The 15,338-nt window shown below is 63.3% G+C and carries 16 protein-coding genes; 3 read left to right on the top strand and 13 right to left on the bottom strand.

The window, feature by feature from the left end; all coding sequences use genetic code 11:
• Positions 1-15: 15 nt before the first annotated feature.
• From acpP to yceD, 7 genes are all read right to left on the bottom strand, one after another.
• Positions 16-252, bottom strand: coding sequence for an acyl carrier protein (gene acpP / locus C7H85_RS03035; protein WP_106728221.1), 237 nt, complete (start codon positions 250-252; stop codon positions 16-18).
• A 158-nt stretch (positions 253-410) separates the two neighbouring features.
• Complete coding sequence (gene fabG, locus C7H85_RS03030) at positions 411-1,145, bottom strand: 3-oxoacyl-ACP reductase FabG (RefSeq protein WP_106728220.1); 735 nt, start codon at positions 1,143-1,145, stop codon at positions 411-413.
• A gap of 102 nt (positions 1,146-1,247) precedes the next feature.
• On the bottom strand, positions 1,248-2,183 hold the full coding sequence (fabD, locus tag C7H85_RS03025; protein ID WP_106728219.1) for an ACP S-malonyltransferase: 936 nt from the start codon (positions 2,181-2,183) through the stop codon (positions 1,248-1,250).
• Positions 2,184-2,196: 13 nt separating this feature from the next.
• The gene (locus C7H85_RS03020) at positions 2,197-3,156 is read right to left on the bottom strand and encodes a beta-ketoacyl-ACP synthase III (protein ID WP_106728218.1); all 960 of its coding nucleotides are present in this window, start codon (positions 3,154-3,156) and stop codon (positions 2,197-2,199) included.
• Positions 3,157-3,161: 5 nt separating this feature from the next.
• Entirely contained in the window at positions 3,162-4,172 is a 1,011-nt protein-coding gene (gene plsX, locus C7H85_RS03015; RefSeq protein ID WP_106728217.1) for a phosphate acyltransferase PlsX, read from the bottom strand.
• A gap of 10 nt (positions 4,173-4,182) precedes the next feature.
• Positions 4,183-4,353 (bottom strand): 50S ribosomal protein L32, encoded by a 171-nt coding sequence (gene rpmF / locus C7H85_RS03010; protein WP_094040976.1) that lies wholly within the window; start codon positions 4,351-4,353, stop codon positions 4,183-4,185.
• 21 nt (positions 4,354-4,374) lie between these two features.
• Positions 4,375-4,896, bottom strand: a complete 522-nt coding sequence (gene yceD, locus C7H85_RS03005) for a 23S rRNA accumulation protein YceD (RefSeq protein WP_106728216.1) — start codon at positions 4,894-4,896, stop codon at positions 4,375-4,377.
• 165 nt (positions 4,897-5,061) lie between these two features.
• On the opposite strand from yceD, the gene C7H85_RS03000 reads away from it, so the two are divergent.
• On the top strand, positions 5,062-5,640 hold the full coding sequence (locus tag C7H85_RS03000; protein WP_106728215.1) for a Maf family protein: 579 nt from the start codon (positions 5,062-5,064) through the stop codon (positions 5,638-5,640).
• 182 nt (positions 5,641-5,822) lie between these two features.
• On the opposite strand, the gene C7H85_RS02995 is transcribed toward C7H85_RS03000, so the two are convergent.
• Both C7H85_RS02995 and rluC read right to left on the bottom strand, forming a co-directional pair.
• Positions 5,823-6,464 carry an HAD family hydrolase gene (locus C7H85_RS02995; protein ID WP_106728214.1) on the bottom strand — a complete coding sequence of 214 codons (642 nt, stop codon included), beginning with the start codon at positions 6,462-6,464 and terminating at the stop codon, positions 5,823-5,825.
• Positions 6,461-7,411: a 23S rRNA pseudouridine(955/2504/2580) synthase RluC gene (gene rluC, locus C7H85_RS02990; protein WP_106728618.1), complete on the bottom strand. Its 951-nt coding sequence runs from the start codon at positions 7,409-7,411 to the stop codon at positions 6,461-6,463. Before rluC ends, C7H85_RS02995 begins: the two co-directional genes overlap by 4 nt.
• Positions 7,412-7,743: 332 nt before the next feature.
• On the opposite strand from rluC, the gene rne reads away from it, so the two are divergent.
• Positions 7,744-10,782, top strand: coding sequence for a ribonuclease E (rne, locus tag C7H85_RS02985; RefSeq protein ID WP_106728213.1), 3,039 nt, complete (start codon positions 7,744-7,746; stop codon positions 10,780-10,782).
• 41 nt (positions 10,783-10,823) lie between these two features.
• On the opposite strand, the gene C7H85_RS02980 is transcribed toward rne, so the two are convergent.
• A complete protein-coding gene (locus C7H85_RS02980) occupies positions 10,824-11,309 on the bottom strand; it encodes a low molecular weight protein-tyrosine-phosphatase (RefSeq protein ID WP_245879544.1) in 486 nt (161 codons plus the stop codon).
• A 168-nt stretch (positions 11,310-11,477) separates the two neighbouring features.
• Here C7H85_RS02980 and C7H85_RS02975 point away from each other — a divergent pair, with 168 nt between their 5' ends.
• The gene (locus tag C7H85_RS02975; RefSeq protein WP_106728211.1) at positions 11,478-12,122 is read left to right on the top strand and encodes a glutathione S-transferase family protein; all 645 of its coding nucleotides are present in this window, start codon (positions 11,478-11,480) and stop codon (positions 12,120-12,122) included.
• A 24-nt stretch (positions 12,123-12,146) separates the two neighbouring features.
• Here C7H85_RS02975 and C7H85_RS02970 read toward each other — a convergent pair whose 3' ends face one another.
• Genes C7H85_RS02970 through udk form a run of 3 tightly spaced genes read right to left on the bottom strand, consistent with a single transcriptional unit; the run spans position 12,147 to position 15,326 of the window.
• Positions 12,147-14,060, bottom strand: a complete 1,914-nt coding sequence (locus C7H85_RS02970; RefSeq protein ID WP_106728210.1) for an AsmA family protein — start codon at positions 14,058-14,060, stop codon at positions 12,147-12,149.
• Between the two features lie 21 nt (positions 14,061-14,081).
• Positions 14,082-14,663 carry a dCTP deaminase gene (dcd, locus tag C7H85_RS02965; RefSeq protein WP_106728209.1) on the bottom strand — a complete coding sequence of 194 codons (582 nt, stop codon included), beginning with the start codon at positions 14,661-14,663 and terminating at the stop codon, positions 14,082-14,084.
• A gap of 21 nt (positions 14,664-14,684) precedes the next feature.
• The gene (gene udk / locus C7H85_RS02960; protein WP_106728208.1) at positions 14,685-15,326 is read right to left on the bottom strand and encodes a uridine kinase; all 642 of its coding nucleotides are present in this window, start codon (positions 15,324-15,326) and stop codon (positions 14,685-14,687) included.
• Positions 15,327-15,338 lie beyond the last annotated feature (12 nt).

Raw genomic sequence — 15,338 nt, 5'->3', positions numbered from 1 at the left:
TCCGGTACAGGTTTGTTATTCCTGATTGGCGTTGATGTAATCAATCGCGGCTTTAACGGTGGTGATTTTTTCCGCTTCTTCGTCAGGAATCTCGGTGTCGAATTCTTCTTCCAGAGCCATTACCAGCTCAACTGTGTCCAGGGAATCAGCGCCCAGATCATCAACGAAAGAGGCTTCGGGTTTAACTTCTTCTTCCTTAACGCCCAGTTGCTCAACAATGATTTTCTTTACGCGTTCTTCGATGTTGCTCATGACCAGTATTTTCCTTTAGAAATACGCAAGTGCGTGTCGTTGCGGTAGTGTATTAAATTAACCGTAGTTTGCAAGCCTATTTGAGGCTGGTCTAACCAGAATTTATGCTAAAAATGCAGCATTTTCCGTCAAATAGGCACTAACTGCCGGGATTTTCATCATACCATGTACATGCCGCCGTTAACGTGCAACGTCTCGCCGGTGATGTAACCGGCTTCTTCCGACGCCAAAAACGCTACCGCGGAGGCAATTTCTTTCGGGTCGCCCAGACGTTGTGCCGGAACCTGAGACAAGATAGCGGCCCTTTGCTCGTCATTCAATGCGCGCGTCATATCTGTTTCAATAAATCCGGGGGCTACCACATTTACGGTAATGCCGCGGGAAGCCACTTCCCGGCCCAGTGATTTGCTGAAGCCGATCAGGCCGGCCTTGGCGGCGGCATAATTGGCCTGGCCCGCGTTGCCCATGGTGCCGACCACCGAACCGATGGTCACGATACGGCCGAAACGCTTCTTCATCATGGCGCGCAGCACCGCCTTGGACAGGCGGAACACCGAGGTCAGGTTGGTGTCCAGGATATCCTGCCACTCCTCGTCCTTCATCCGCATCATCAGGTTGTCGCGGGTAATGCCGGCGTTGTTGACCAGCACGTCGATATCGCCGTAACGCTGCTTGATGGTGTCCAGCAGCTGGTTCATGGACTCCACATCGGTGACGTTCAGCACCAGGCCGGTGCCTTTTTCGCCCAGGTAGGTGCTGATCGCCTCGGCGCCCTTCTCGCTGGTGGCGGTGCCGATCACGATGGCGCCACGTTCGGCGAACAGTTCGGCGGTCGCCCGGCCGATACCCCGGCTGGCGCCGGTGACCAGTACCACTTTACCGGAAAAACTCATAGTGACTCCTTGATCTCTTTTCAATACCCGCACGGCTGTCGGAAGAGGCCGGTGACAGCACAACGGCCGCGGCTCCCCTCCCCCGACGATAGTAGTCTTACCTCAGGCCAAAACGGCAGCCAGTGCCTGCTGCAGACCGGCGGCGTCGTTCACCGCCAGGCCCTCGACCCGCTTGTCGATGCGCTTGGCCAGGCCGCTCAGTACCTTGCCCGGGCCCACTTCGAGCAACCGGGTCACCCCCTGCCCGGCCATGGTTTCGACGGTTTCGGTCCAGCGCACCGGGCTGTACAGCTGGCGCACCAGGGCGTCCTTGATCGCCGCCGGATCGGTCTCGGCCCTGACGTCCACGTTGTTGATCACCGGGATCTGCGGCGCCTGCAGCGTCATGCCGGCCAGGGTCTCGGCCAGCTTTTCGGCGGCCGGGCGCATCAGGGCACAGTGGGACGGCACGCTCACCGGCAAGGGCAGCGCGCGCTTGGCGCCGCTTTCCTTCATCAGGACGTTGGCCCGTTCCACCGCCGCCTTGTGGCCGGCGATCACCACCTGGCCGGGCGAGTTGAAATTGACCGCCGAAACCACCTCGTCCTGTTCCGCCTTCGCGCAGTTGGCGACGATGGTGTCGTTGTCCAGACCGATGATGGCGGACATGGCGCCGGTGCCTTCGGGTACCGCTTCCTGCATCAGCCGGCCGCGCAGCTCCACCAGCCTGACGCCGTCCGCCAGGTCGAGCACGCCGGCGCAGACCAGGGCGGAATACTCGCCCAGGCTGTGCCCGGCCATCACCGTCGGGGTGGCCCCGCCCTGCTGTTGCCACAGCCGCCACAGGGCGACGGAAGCGGTCAGCAACGCCGGCTGGGTACGCCAGGTTTTGTTCAGCTCGTCCGCCGGGCCGTTCAGCACCAGTTCGGCCAGATCATAGCCCAGCGCGGCGGACGCCTCGGCAAAGGTGAGCTTGACGATGTCATGTTCGGCCAGCACGCCCGCGAGCATGCCTACCGCTTGGGATCCCTGTCCGGGAAAGGTAATGGCAAAAGTCATGGTGTTTCCTTCTTTAAAAACGGACCAGGGCCGAGCCCCAGGCGAAGCCACCGCCGAAGGCTTCCAGCAGGATCAGCTGGCCTCGCTGGATGCGGCCGTCGCGCACCCCCTCATCCAGCGCGATGGGCACGCTGGCGGCCGAGGTGTTGCCGTGCTTGTCGAGGGTCAGGATCACCCGCTCCAGCGGCATGTTCAGCTTGCGGGCGGTGGCGTTGATGATGCGATAGTTGGCCTGGTGCGGTACCAGCCAGTCCAGCTCGGACTTGTCGATACCGTTGGCTTCCAGGGTCTGGGTCACGATGTCGCTCAGCCGCGATACCGCCACCTTGAACACTTCGTTGCCCTTCATGTGCATGTAGGCATCCATCTCGCTGCCGGTCACCCCGCGCTGGCGCTGGGGCAGCTTGAGCAGCTCACCGTAGCGGCCGTCCGCGTGCAGGTGGGTGGACAGGATGCCGGGCTCTTCGCTGGCCCCCAGTACCACGGCACCGGCACCGTCGCCAAACAGGATAATGGTCGAGCGATCGTCCGGCGCACACATGCGTGACAGCGCATCGGCGCCGATCACCAGGATGTGGCGAGCCTGGCCGCCGCGAATGAATTGATCGGCCACGCTCAGGGCATAGCTGAAGCCGGCACAGGCGGCGGCAAGATCAAAAGCCGGGATACCCGGTACTTCCAGCATGGCCTGCACTTCGCAGGCGGCGGCCGGAAAGGCGTTGTCACCGCTGGTGGTGGCCAGCACTATCATGTCCAGCTGCCGGGCGTCGATGCCGGCCGCATCCAGGGCCCGAACGGCGGCGCCGTAGGACATGCTGGCAATGGTATCTTCCGCCCCGGCGATGCGGCGCTCCCGGATACCGGTGCGCTCGACGATCCAGTCATTGCTGGTTTCTACCATTTGCTCCAGGTCGGCATTGGTGCGTACCGCCTCTGGCAGGTAGCTGCCAGTTCCCAATATTCTACTGTTCATAGGCGTTATCTTGCGTGACTGTCCTGAGGGGCAGTGTCAAAACGATGCGCGATACTCGCGGGCAGGTCATGCTCAATTTCGGCGACGGCCTGCAAGATCGCATTTAAGAAGGCGGGTGAGCCGGCACTTCCGTGACTCTTGACCACACTGGCGCGTAATCCTACCAGACTCGCGCCGTTATACTGGTCGGGGTTCAGATGGGAAAGCCGTTTTTTCAACCAAAAAGTCAGCATTTTCCACCCGAGGCCGCGTCGTCGCCCCAGGCCCAGCAACAACCTGGCCACCCCTTCACTGGTTTTCAGGGCGACGTTGCCGACAAATCCATCGCAGACGATCACGTCCGCCTTGTCGCTGAAGAGATCATCCCCTTCCACGTAACCCACATAGTTCATCTGCCCGAGCGCCTGTAATGTTCGTGAGGCCTGGCGCACCGCTTCATTGCCCTTGTTGGCCTCGGCGCCGACGTTGAGCAGGGCGATCCGCGGGCGCGTCACCGCCAAAACATGGCGTGAGGCCTGCTCGCCCATCAGGGCAAACTGCACCAGCTGATGGGCATCACAGCTCACATTGGCCCCCACGTCCAGCAGCAGGGTGTAACCGCCACCGGCCCGGGGCAACCGGGTGATCAGGGCCGGACGCTCCACCCCGGGTACCGTGTTGAGCACCTTGACCGCCATGGCCATCAGGGCACCGGTATTGCCAGCGCTGACGCAGGCTTGCGCCCGGCCTTCGGCCAGGGTGTCGAGCGCCTTGCGCATGGAAGAGTCGACGAGATGGCGCAGCGCATAGGCCGGTTTGTGCTCGTTCCCGACCTGCTGGGTACAGAAGTGGATCCGCACCCGGGGATGGGACTGCAGATGAAAGCGGCTCAGCCAGGGAGAGAGTTCCGACTCCGGACCGAACAGGGCCAGATTCAGCTCGGGCAAAAGCGACAATGCCTGCGCGGCGGCAGGCACTGTGACTGAGGGGCCATGATCGCCCCCCATCATATCTAACGCAACGGTCAGCTGCGACAAAAGGCAACCCTTACTTGGCGATTACCTTTTTACCACGGTAGAAACCGTCGGCAGTCACGTGGTGACGACGATGAATTTCACCGGTGGTTTGATCCACGGACAGCGCAGCAGTGCTCAGGGCATCGTGTGAACGACGCATGCCACGTCTGGAACGGGTTTTACGGTTCTGTTGTACGGCCATTTGACCTCACTCCTAAATCAGTTACTTACGTTTCAATTCTTCCAGAATCGCAAAAGGATTCGGACGCTCATCGGCGGTGGGGATATCGCCGAAGCTCAGGTCATACTTGCCCTCGGCACAGTGCTCATTCTCATGAGCCGGCACCAGCGGCAGGTTGAGGATGAGTTCATCCTCGATGACCTGAACCAGGTTGATCTCCCCGAATTCATCCACTTCAAAAGTGTCGTAGGCTTCCGGCAACTCCGGCGCCTCGGCGTCTTCACGCAGGGGCGTGTATGTAAACTCGGACTCTATAGTGGTATCAAACAGCTCATTGCATCTTTGGCACTGGAGCGTCACCTGTGCACGGGCCTGGCCCGACATCACGCGCAACCCCTGGGCATCTGTACCAAAGCGCAGAGACACGTCAATATCACCATGGATACCTTGGGTCGACTCCGCCAGTCTGGGCATCAGCGCTGCGGCGAAGGCACCTCGATAATCGAGGCGCTTGAGCGCACAGCGGGCGGGATCAACCTTAATGGGCAACTTTACCTTTTCCATAAGGCGCGCATATTATAGCGACAGGTCACTGGAGTCAAAGGGAAAAGTGTTCCGGGGAACAATAACCGGGCCGCCGCCGGCGAACCGGTGAAACCGGGCATGACGACCGGCGTTCCAGACCCTACAATCCCTTTCTATTCTTACTTTACGACCCAGGTAACCTTGATGGCCGCCATTATCCTCGCCTCCTCCTCTCGCTATCGCCAACAGCTACTGCACAAGCTGGGCCTCGACTTCGACTGCACAAGTCCGGACATCGACGAGTCTCCCCGCCCCGGCGAAGGGCCCCAGGCCCTGGTACGGCGTCTGGCCGAGCAGAAAGCCCGGGCGGTGGCGACCGGCATCCCCCTGGGCCTTATCATCGGCTCGGATCAGGCATGCGTCAATCAGGGCCGGATCCTCGGCAAGCCCGGCACCCGGGAGCGCGCCCGGGCCCAGTTGCTGGCCGCCAGCGGCCGGGTCGTGACCTTTTATACCGGCCTGGCCGTGCTGGATGCGGCGAGCGGTGAGCTGCACTCGCTGGTCGAGCCCTTCGCGGTTCATTTCCGTACGCTGAACGAAACCCAGGTGGACCGCTATCTGGACAGGGAGCCGGCCCTGGACTGCGCCGGTGCCTTCAAGTGCGAGGGCCTCGGCATCAGCCTGTTCGAACGCATGGACGGGCGGGATCCCAACAGCCTGGTCGGCCTGCCGCTGATCGGACTGGTGGAATTGCTGGCTCGTTTCGGAGTGGAAGTGCCCTGAGCCGAAAGCCTGTCTCTTGGTCAAAAGTCAGGCTGCCAGGACGCTCCCTGTTGCCGCTTTCAAGCTCCGATGGCGTCTGCAGACGGTGTCCGCAGGCAGCGCCGAAGATGGCAGCCCGGGTCATCCAACTCGGGCTGCTTCCGGCTTCAAGCTGCTCGCTTACCGCGGCGTCGACAGGAAGGTTACAGCCAGCGCGGCAGTTGGCGGATGTTGTCGATCAGGGCTAACGGTGTATGTTGGCATAACCTATCCTGGTCATGTACCCCGTAGGTGACGCCGATGCGATCCATGCCGATGGCATCGGCCATCGCCAGATCGTAACTGGAGTCCCCCACCATCACCGCCTGGCCGGGCGTCAGCCGCAGCTCCTCCAGGATCTGCTCCAGCATCAGCGGGTGCGGCTTGGAGCGGGCCTGGTCGGCACCGCGCAGGGCGTGGAAATAGCGGCCCAGGCCGGTCTGTGCCAGCACCCGGTCCAGCCCCTCCCTGGCCTTGCCAGTGGCCACCGCCAGCCGGTAGCCGCTTTGGTGCAGGCCGGCGACGGTGTCGGCCGCACCGGCAAACAACGGCGACGGGGTGGTGTCCAGCTCCAGGTAATGGCGGCGATAGGCCGCAAGCAACGACTCCGCCTGCCCCGCCGTCAGGGTACCAAACAGCAGCGGAAAGGCTTCCCGCAGGCTGAGCCCGATGATATGGCGCACCGCCGCAGCCTCGGGCACCGGCAGCGTACAATCAAGGGCTGCCGCCTGCATGCAGGACACGATGCGCGCCACCGAATCCATCAGGGTGCCGTCCCAGTCGAAGATCACCAACTGGTACTTCATGTGGGATCCAGTTTGTCCAGCAACCGCTGCAGGCTCGGCTCCAGCGGCGCTTCCAGGGTCATGGTCTGCTCCAGCCTCGGGTGATAAAAGCGGATACGGCAGGCGTGCAGGAACAGCCGGCCCAGCCCCAGTTCGCGCATCTGTTCATCGAACTGGGTATCGCCGTACTTGTTATCGCCGGCGATGGGATGCCCCGCATGCAGGGTATGTACCCGGATCTGGTGGGTCCGCCCGGTGACCGGGCTGGCTTCGACCAGGGTCGCCTCCCGGTAGCGCCGGACGATGCGAAAACGGGTTTCCGACGGCTTGCCTTCCTTGTCGATCCGTACGATGCGCTCGCCCGAGGCCAGCACGTTTTTCTTGAGCGGTGCCGTCACCGCCTTCTGGTGTGCCTGCCACTGGCCGCGCACCAGGGCCAGGTAATGCTTGTCCATGGTTTTTTCGCGCAGCTGTTCATGCAGGCTTTTCAGCATGCTGCGCTTCTTGGCCACCAGCAGAATGCCGGAGGTATCCCGATCCAGCCGGTGCACCAGTTCCAGAAAACGGGCCTCGGGCCGCAGCGCCCGCAGGCCCTCGATCACCCCGAAGCTCAGGCCGCTGCCGCCGTGCACCGCGGTCCCCGCCGGCTTGTTCAGCACGATCAGCGCATCGTCTTCATAGAGGATGGCCGCATCCAGTGCCTGCACCTTGTCGAGCCTGGCCGAGGGCAACGCCTGCTCCCGCTCCGCCACCCGCACCGGCGGCACCCGGATCACGTCACCGGTCAGCAGTTTATATTCCGGTTTGATGCGCTTCTTATTAACCCTTACCTCGCCCTTGCGCAGAATTCGATAAATCAGGCTTTTGGGAACGCCTTTAAGCTGAGTCCGTAAAAAATTGTCGATGCGCTGCCCTTCATGCTCAGCCTCTATGGTGAGCAGCCGCACGGTTTGCTGTTCTTGTTTCATGGCCGCCATTCTAACACCAGGCATCGCCCTTTTGCTGTAAAAAAGGTGCCTTGCTAAGGTTGTGGGTAAAGTGTGATAATGCATGCGTTTTTCGCGCTTTCCGCAACCGGATGGCGCACCCTGAACACCCCTGGTTATCCGTTTTATTCGCGACCTTTGGGCTCCCCCCTTTGACGTGAAAGACACCCGAAAATGCGCCTCATGCGTATCCAGCCGGGAGGCTGCATCCGTTACGCTAACAGACTCGAGGCCGGTGCCGGTCGGAACAGAACGGCCAACAAGGGGGAAGCGACACTGTAGCAACAGTAAAAACCTATAAAAAAGAGTACTCAATGAAAAGAATGCTAATCAACGCAACCCAGGAAGAGGAGTTGCGTGTTGCCCTGGTAGATGGGCAGAAACTCTACGACCTGGATATCGAAAGCCCCGGCCACGAACAGAAAAAAGCCAACATCTACAAAGGCAGGATCACCCGGGTAGAACCCAGTCTGGAAGCCGCCTTCGTCGACTACGGCGCCGAACGCCACGGCTTTCTGCCGCTCAAGGAAATCGCCCGTAACTACTTTCCCTCCGGTTACAGCTACCAGGGCCGCCCCAACATCAAGGAAGTAGTCAAGGAAGGGCAGGAAGTCATCGTCCAGATCGACAAAGAAGAGCGCGGTAACAAGGGCGCAGCCCTCACCACCTTTATCAGCCTGGCCGGCTCCTATCTGGTGCTGATGCCCAACAACCCCCGCGCCGGCGGTATTTCCCGTCGTATCGAGGGGGACGAACGCACCGAGCTGAAGGAAGCCCTGGGTCAGCTCACACTTCCCGACGGCATGGGTCTTATCGTACGCACCGCCGGGGTGGGTAAATCCGGTGAAGAGCTGGAATGGGATTTGAATGTGCTGCAGACTCACTGGTCCGCCATTCAGGAAGCCGCCGAGAGCCGCGCAGCCCCCTTCCTGATCCATCAGGAAAGCAACGTCATCGTGCGTGCCATCCGCGACTACCTGCGCCGGGATATCGGCGAGATCCTGATCGACAACCCGGTGGTGTTCGAACGCGCCAAGCAGCATATCCAGCTGGTCCGCCCCGACTTCGTCAACCGGGTCAAGCTGTACGAGGGCGACGTGCCCATGTTCAGCCACTACCAGATCGAGAGCCAGATCGAGTCCGCCTTCCAGCGGGAAGTCCGTCTGCCCTCCGGCGGTAGCATCGTCATCGACCCCACCGAGGCACTGACCAGCATCGACATCAACTCCTCCCGTGCCACCAAAGGCGGCGACATCGAGGAGACCGCACTGCAGACCAACCTGGAAGCAGCGGAAGAAATTGCCCGCCAGCTGCGCCTGCGCGACCTGGGCGGCCTGGTGGTGATCGACTTTATCGACATGACTCCGGTGCGCCACCAGCGCGAGGTGGAAAACCGCCTGCGCGACGCCGTACGCCAGGACCGGGCACGCATCCAGCTCGGCCGCATCTCTCGCTTCGGCCTGCTGGAAATGTCCCGCCAGCGACTGCGTCCGTCGCTGGGCGAGTCCAGCACCCACGTCTGCCCCCGCTGCCTCGGCCAGGGCACCATCCGCGACAACGAGTCCCTGGCACTGGCCATACTGCGTCTGATCGAGGAAGAGGCGCTGAAGGACAACACCGGGCAGATCCACGCCCAGGTGCCGGTCGACGTGGCCGCCTACCTGCTCAACGAAAAGCGCAAGTCCATCGCCGGGCTGGAAAACCGCTACAAGGCCGACATCTACATCATCCCCAACGAGCAGCTGGAAACCCCCCACTTCGATGTGACCCGGGTGCGCACCAGCGAGGTGGAAAACGTCACCAGCTTCGAGCTGAAGACCCGGGTCGACAAGCCCGTTTACACCCCGCGGCAGGCCTCGTCCATAGCCCGGAGCGAACAACCGGCCCTGCAGGGCTTTGCCGCCCCGGCCCAACCGGCCCCGCAGATCGCCAGGCCGGAGCCGCAACCGGCGGCGCCCGCTCCCCAACCTGGCCTGCTCAGCCGCCTGATCTCGGTGATCAGCAGCTGGTTCAAGACGCCGGAGCCGACCCCGAGCGAGCCGGCGGTAGTTGCGGAAAAACCCGTGCAACAGCCTCGTGGCAGCGATCGTCGTGAACGGGGTGACCGTCGTGCGCCGCGCAGCCGCAAGCCGAGGGAGGAAGAATCCCGCAGCAGCCGGACGCCGTCGGCCGAGGCTCCGGCCGTCGACACCAAGAGCGAAAAGCCGCGCCGTGAGCGCCGCAAGCCCCGTCGCGAGCAGCCCCAGGGACAGCAACAGGAACGGCAGAAACCCCAACAGAAAGAAGAGCCAGCGGTCACCACAGAGGCGCTGACCAGGCCACTGCCGCAGGACGAGGCCGTTCAGGAGCAGAAAGAGCAGGCCGTGGCCGAGCGCCGCCAGCGCCGGCAACTGCGCAAGAAAGTGCGTATCCAGACCGATGCGCAGGCGCCCGAGGAAAGTGATGCCGAGGTGACCGAGCAGGCCGCCGACCAGCAGGGCCAGGAGCAGACCGGCCGTCGTTCGCGCCGTCAACCCAAGCCCCGTATCGATGAGGCCGCCCCGGCGGAAGCCGTGCAGACAGAACAGGCGACCGAGCAACCGGCGCACCACCAGCGCAGCGCGATGCCCAAACGCAAGCGCATCAACGAAGACAGCCGTCGCCAGCGTCGCCAGGAAAGCGCCGCGGCATTGATCGCCGCCCAGGGTGAAGACAAATGGGTGGCCCAGGAGCAGCCAGACGCCGCCCCCGCCCAGCAGCCTGAGCGCGCAAGCCCCGCACCGGCCGTTGAATCCCCGGTCGAAGCACCGGCGGCGGTCGTGGAGCAGGAAGCTCAGGCACAGCCGGAGCAGATCGACCATGCCGTTGAGGCAACCAAAACCGAGGTAGAGCCGCAGCCGGCTCACACGGCCGAGTCGGCAGCGGCAGCCGAGACCCCGGCCAAATCCGTCGAGCCGGAAGCGGAAGCCGAAGCTCCGGCCGAACCCGCCGAACCCGCCGAACCGGTAGCGGCAGCCGAAGCGCCGACCGAGCCGCCGCGTCCTGCCGCGGCCGAGGTGGTCACCGAGCAGCCGGAAGTGGCACCCGTCGAGGTCGAAGCGCCGGCGAAAGTAGCGCAAACCGAGGTGGTGGCTACGTCGCCAGCCGACACGGCTCAGGCTGCTCCGACCCAGGCGCAGCACACCATCGCCGGCCTGTACCTGGGCGCCAGAAAGGCATCTGCGCCCATGGCCAAACCGCCGGTGGCCCCCGAGCAGCGCTACGTGAAGCCCGAGTACCCGCCGCTGGAGCGCAAGCCGGTCGCGGTCAGTGGCCGCCAGGCCGGCACCGTTGCCGCCCGCAACAGCGCCTCGGCGCCCATGGCCAAACCCTGACAAGGGCTCGACCAGGAAAAAGGCTCCCGCGGGAGCCTTTTTTATGTCCGGTGACCTTGTGCCCCGATGGTGTTGAGCAGGCCGTCACAAGCCGATTCAATCAAATCCAGTACATGTTCAAAGCCCTGCTCGCCATCATAGTAGGGATCCGGTACCTCCAGCTCCTGCGCCGTGGAAAAACTGAGCAGCAGCTTGATCTTGTGCCGGTGCTCCGGCGGGCACAGCGCCGTTAAATCTGCCAGGTTGCCGCGATCGGCGGCCAGGATAAGGTCGAATTCAACAAAGTCTTCCGACCTGATCCTGCGTGCCTGGATGCCGCCGAAATCATAGCCCCTGGCCTCCCCCGCCGCCCGGGCCCGGCTGTCGGGCAAGGCACCGCTGTGATAGCTGGTGGTACCGGCCGAATCGATCTCGATCTCCGCCCCGGACAGGCTCGCCTTGTGGCGGAATACCGCCTCGGCGGTGGGCGAACGGCAGATATTGCCCAGGCAGACAAAAAGCACCCTAACCCTCTGCTTGGCTCCCAAAATATACTCCTCCTGCGAATACGGTTCCAACGGCCGCCGCCGTACCTGCGGCCAGCAGACCATTCTGGCGCAGAAAGCGGCCAAATCAAGTACCGCCGTCTGGAGAATTTCCCGCGCCTGAACCATGCTGTTGCTGCCACCCACTCATTATTCAGGAGCACAGCCCAGATGTTGAAACTGCATGGCGTCGCCATCAGCAACTACTACAACATGGTGAAACAGAGCCTGCTGGAAAAGGGCCTGCCCTTCGAAGAGGTGTTCCAGCCTCCCGGCCAGCAGGCCGGCTTCCTGGCACACAGCCCCATGGGCAAGATACCGCTGCTGCAGACCGAGCAGGGCTACCTGACGGAATCCCTGGCGATCATGGAATACCTGGAAGAGATAAGGCCGGTGCCCCGGCTGATGCCGGTCGCCCCCTTCGAACGCGCCCGGGTACGCCAGCTGATACTGATGGCCCAGCTCTACCTGGATGCCCCGGCCCGGCGCCACCTGGACCATGTGCTGTTCGGCACGCCCTTGTCCGCCGAGGCCCATGGGCAGGTGAAAAGCGAGCTGGAGCGGGGAATGAAGGCGCTGGCCAGGCTGAGCAACGGTTTCCCCTGGCTCGCCGGGGCCGGTTTCAGTTACGCGGATATCGTGCTGCTGCACAGCCTGGGACTGGTCGAGCTGGTCTCGCGACAGCTGTACCGCTGGGATCCCCTCGCCGACTACCCGGGGCTGCGCGCCTGGCAAGCGCGGATGGTGGGGCGGGAACACAGCCAGCGGGTGCTGACCGAGCAGCGCCAGGCGCTGGCGACCTTCAGGGCGGCCTGAGCCGCCCGACGGGAAGACGGGCGTTCAGAGTCCCAGCTTGTCCAGCAGGCCCGGCAGCCGTTGCTGGAGTTTGTCGCCCAGCTCGTCGCCCAGCTTTTCGTTGAGCCGCTGCTGCAGCCGCTCCGCTTCCCGGTCCACCTTGTCGCGCAGGTAGCGATCGAACACCTGCTGCATGTCCAGGCCGTATCTGGGATCCTGGTAGGTGCCGCTGATGCGTACCGGCAGGGTGATGTTCTTCAGCTCGGTCAGCTCTTCCCCGTCCTGCCCCTTGAGGCTGCCGACCACCGAGGTGTTGAGCAGCACATCGAGCGACTCGTCGAGCAGGTCGCCCTCCCCCTTGCCTTCGATGCGCAGCAAGGGAGACGCCATGGTCAGGTTGTCGGTGCCGATTTTGCCGTCGCCGATGTCGAAGTCGGCGTTCAGGGCGCTGAAATCGGTTTTCTGCACCGCCTCTTCCGCCGGCAGCGGCTGCCCCTTCACCTGGGCATAGCCCCGGCGGATCATGGCCGGAATGTTCACCCCGTGCAGGGCGCCGTCGGTCACCTCGAGATGGCTGCTGCCGCTGACGCTGCGCTTGATGGCGCCGGCCGACAGGCCACGACCTTGCAGCGCCACCGTCAGATCCGCCCTGCCCTCCAGGTAATCCAGCCCCATGGCGTCATCCAGCAGCTTCCGGGCGTTGACGCCGGTCAGCCGCTTTTGCACGCTGAAGCGCGCCGGACGGCTGTTGACGTCGAGTTCACCGCTGGCCTCGACTCGTCCCTCGTACAGGGCCGCCTGGATGTCGTCCAGGCTCAGCTTGCCCTGCTCCAGTTGCACCGAAATCGTCAGTTGCTCCAACTCCATGCCCTGGGCCCGTACCTGCTCCGCCGTCAGCCGGCCCTGCACATCCAGCCCCCTGAGCCAGGACAGATCCGGCTCTGCCGCGGCCACCGACGTCGGCAGCGTCACCTCGGCCCCGGACACCACTTCGCCGGCGGCGCCCTGGGTGCTGCGCCATTCGGCCAGCAGGGCATCCACGTCCAGCATCCCGGTCGCCAGGGCAAAGCGGATTTCGGGGGTGTCCCGGTGCCGCAGCGACAGCTCGCCGGTCACGTCCAGGGCGCCCAGCTGCAGCGCCAGCGGGTTGAACTGCGCCAGCCGGCGGTCCAGATCGTAGGCCAGGCTGCCCTGCAATTGCAGCTGCTTGTTGCCGGGGATGGCCCGGCCGGTGGCGCCGACGTTGAGCACCAGCTCGTCGAGGCGCAGCCGATCATACTCCGGCGCCAGCCACAGCCGGCCTTCGCCGCCGATGTTGGCCTGTACGTCGTCCCGGAACAGGTTGCCGGACAGGCGCAACGGCACGGCCTGGCCGGGGGCGAAGGCGGCCAGTTCGAGGTTGACCTTGTTCACCCGGGTCAGGGTGTTGCTGGCTTCGTTCTGGAGCACCACCTCCGCGTCCGCCACCCGGATGCCCGCCAGGCTGAAGCTCATCGGCGGCCGCTCGTCCTGCTCGCCGGCGGCCGCTTGCTCATCCGCGTCCCCGGCCGGCTCGCCGGCGGCCGACAGCGCCCGCAGATCGTCGATATTGGACACCCCGTCGGCCCGGGTGATCAGGTGCAGGCGGGCATTGCTGAGCACGGCCTCGCCGATCTCCAGCCGGTGGTCGAACAGCGGTCGCAGCGCCACATCCAGGCTGACCTCGCCGATCGACAGAGTCGCCCCCTCGGCAAAGCCGGGTGGGTTGAGCAGGGCGGTTCGTCCCAGGGTAAAGCCGAGGGAGGGAAAGAAGCGCCAGCTCAGGTCGCCGTCGATCACCAGGGTACGGCCGGTTTTCTCCCGGGTCTGCTCGATCATCACCCGTTTGACCCGTTCGGTGTCCACCAGTTGGGTCATCACCAGCAGGCCCGCCACCACCAGCAGCAACAGCGCCGCGATCACATAGAGCAGTTTTTTCATTGTTGTTATCCCGTTGGATTATCAGTCCTGATTGATACGGCTGGCATCCGCTCCCCGCTGGGCCTTGTACTTGGCACTGGCCCGGCTCATGTAGGGTCGCTCCGCCGGCCCCGACATGGTTTCGAAATTGAGCGCGCCGATCACCATCTTGGGCCGCAGCGCCAGCGGCAGCTTGCCGCTGTTGTAGAACTCCAGCACGATGCGCCCGGACCAGCCCGGATCGATGCGGTGGGCGGTGACGTGCACCATCAGCCCGAGGCGCGCCAGGGAAGAGCGGCCGTCCAGCCAGCCGACGATGTCATCCGGCAGGGTAACGGACTCGTGCGTTACCGCCAAGGCCAATTCCCCCGGGTGCAGGAAGAAAGCATCGCCGTCGTTGATGAAAATCTCGTCGCTCATCACCCGATTGATGGCTTCGGAGACCTGGGCGCTGGGGCCGCTCAGGTCGATGTAGGGGGCGGTATGATCCTGGAACACCCGGAACTCGTTGCCCAGCAGCACATCCACACTGACCCCGCTGATCCGCTCGGGCAGCGGCTCGGGCACGATACGGATCCGCCCCTCGGCCAGATGGCGTTTGATATCCCGATCGCAAAGACGCATGACAACTCCTTAAATTGGTGATTAATCCAGCAGCAAATGGCGAATACGCGACTTGATCATGTCGGTGGCGATGCGGTTCCTGCCGCCTCGCGGCACTATGATATCCGCATGCTGCTTGGACGGTTCGATAAACTGCAGGAACATGGGCCGCACCGTGTCCCGGTACTGTTGCAATACCGAGTCCATGGAACGGCCGCGCTCTTCCACGTCCCGCTGCAGCCGGCGGATAAGACAGATGTCCAGGGGCGTATCCATAAAGATGGAGGCATCCATCAGCTCGCGCAGCAGCGGATCCGTGAGCAGCAGTATGCCCTCGAGGATGATCACCTTCTTCGGCAGGAAGTGGATGGTCTCGGAGGTGCGGGTATGGGCCACGTAGGAATACTGGGGGATATCCACCGCCTCTCCCCGGCTGAGGGCGCGCAGCTGCTCAGCCAGCAGCTCGTGATCCAGCGCGCGGGGATGGTCGTAGTTGGTCTTTATCCGCTCTTCCATGGTCAGGTGGCCCTGGTCGCGGTAATAGCAGTCCTCGCTGATCACCCCGATTTCGGCGGCATCCAGCTCCGCCATCAGCTCGTTGTAAATGGTCTGGGCAATCAAGCTCTTGCCCGAGGCGGACGCACCGGCGATGCCGATGATCACGCAGCTGCGCTGTTCTGACATAGTGTTACCTGA

The organism is Zobellella endophytica (assembly GCF_003012775.1).
GTDB lineage: Bacteria > Pseudomonadota > Gammaproteobacteria > Enterobacterales > Aeromonadaceae > Oceanimonas > Oceanimonas endophytica.
The sequence above is the reverse complement of the archived record's forward strand: the minus strand, read 5'-3'. Positions and strand labels throughout refer to the sequence as shown.

What these genes read in the sequence shown, in the direction of transcription:
- acpP (WP_106728221.1), bottom strand. Translation starts at nt 252, where the DNA reads ATGAGCAACATCGAAGAACGCGTAAAGAAAATCATTGTTGAGCAACTG.
- fabG (WP_106728220.1), bottom strand. Translation starts at nt 1,145, where the DNA reads ATGAGTTTTTCCGGTAAAGTGGTACTGGTCACCGGCGCCAGCCGGGGT.
- fabD (WP_106728219.1), bottom strand. Translation starts at nt 2,183, where the DNA reads ATGACTTTTGCCATTACCTTTCCCGGACAGGGATCCCAAGCGGTAGGC.
- C7H85_RS03020 (WP_106728218.1), bottom strand. Translation starts at nt 3,156, where the DNA reads ATGAACAGTAGAATATTGGGAACTGGCAGCTACCTGCCAGAGGCGGTA.
- rpmF (WP_094040976.1), bottom strand. Translation starts at nt 4,353, where the DNA reads ATGGCCGTACAACAGAACCGTAAAACCCGTTCCAGACGTGGCATGCGT.
- yceD (WP_106728216.1), bottom strand. Translation starts at nt 4,896, where the DNA reads ATGGAAAAGGTAAAGTTGCCCATTAAGGTTGATCCCGCCCGCTGTGCG.
- C7H85_RS03000 (WP_106728215.1), top strand. Translation starts at nt 5,062, where the DNA reads ATGGCCGCCATTATCCTCGCCTCCTCCTCTCGCTATCGCCAACAGCTA.
- C7H85_RS02995 (WP_106728214.1), bottom strand. Translation starts at nt 6,464, where the DNA reads ATGAAGTACCAGTTGGTGATCTTCGACTGGGACGGCACCCTGATGGAT.
- rluC (WP_106728618.1), bottom strand. Translation starts at nt 7,411, where the DNA reads ATGAAACAAGAACAGCAAACCGTGCGGCTGCTCACCATAGAGGCTGAG.
- rne (WP_106728213.1), top strand. Translation starts at nt 7,744, where the DNA reads ATGAAAAGAATGCTAATCAACGCAACCCAGGAAGAGGAGTTGCGTGTT.
- C7H85_RS02975 (WP_106728211.1), top strand. Translation starts at nt 11,478, where the DNA reads ATGTTGAAACTGCATGGCGTCGCCATCAGCAACTACTACAACATGGTG.
- C7H85_RS02970 (WP_106728210.1), bottom strand. Translation starts at nt 14,060, where the DNA reads ATGAAAAAACTGCTCTATGTGATCGCGGCGCTGTTGCTGCTGGTGGTG.
- dcd (WP_106728209.1), bottom strand. Translation starts at nt 14,663, where the DNA reads ATGCGTCTTTGCGATCGGGATATCAAACGCCATCTGGCCGAGGGGCGG.
- udk (WP_106728208.1), bottom strand. Translation starts at nt 15,326, where the DNA reads ATGTCAGAACAGCGCAGCTGCGTGATCATCGGCATCGCCGGTGCGTCC.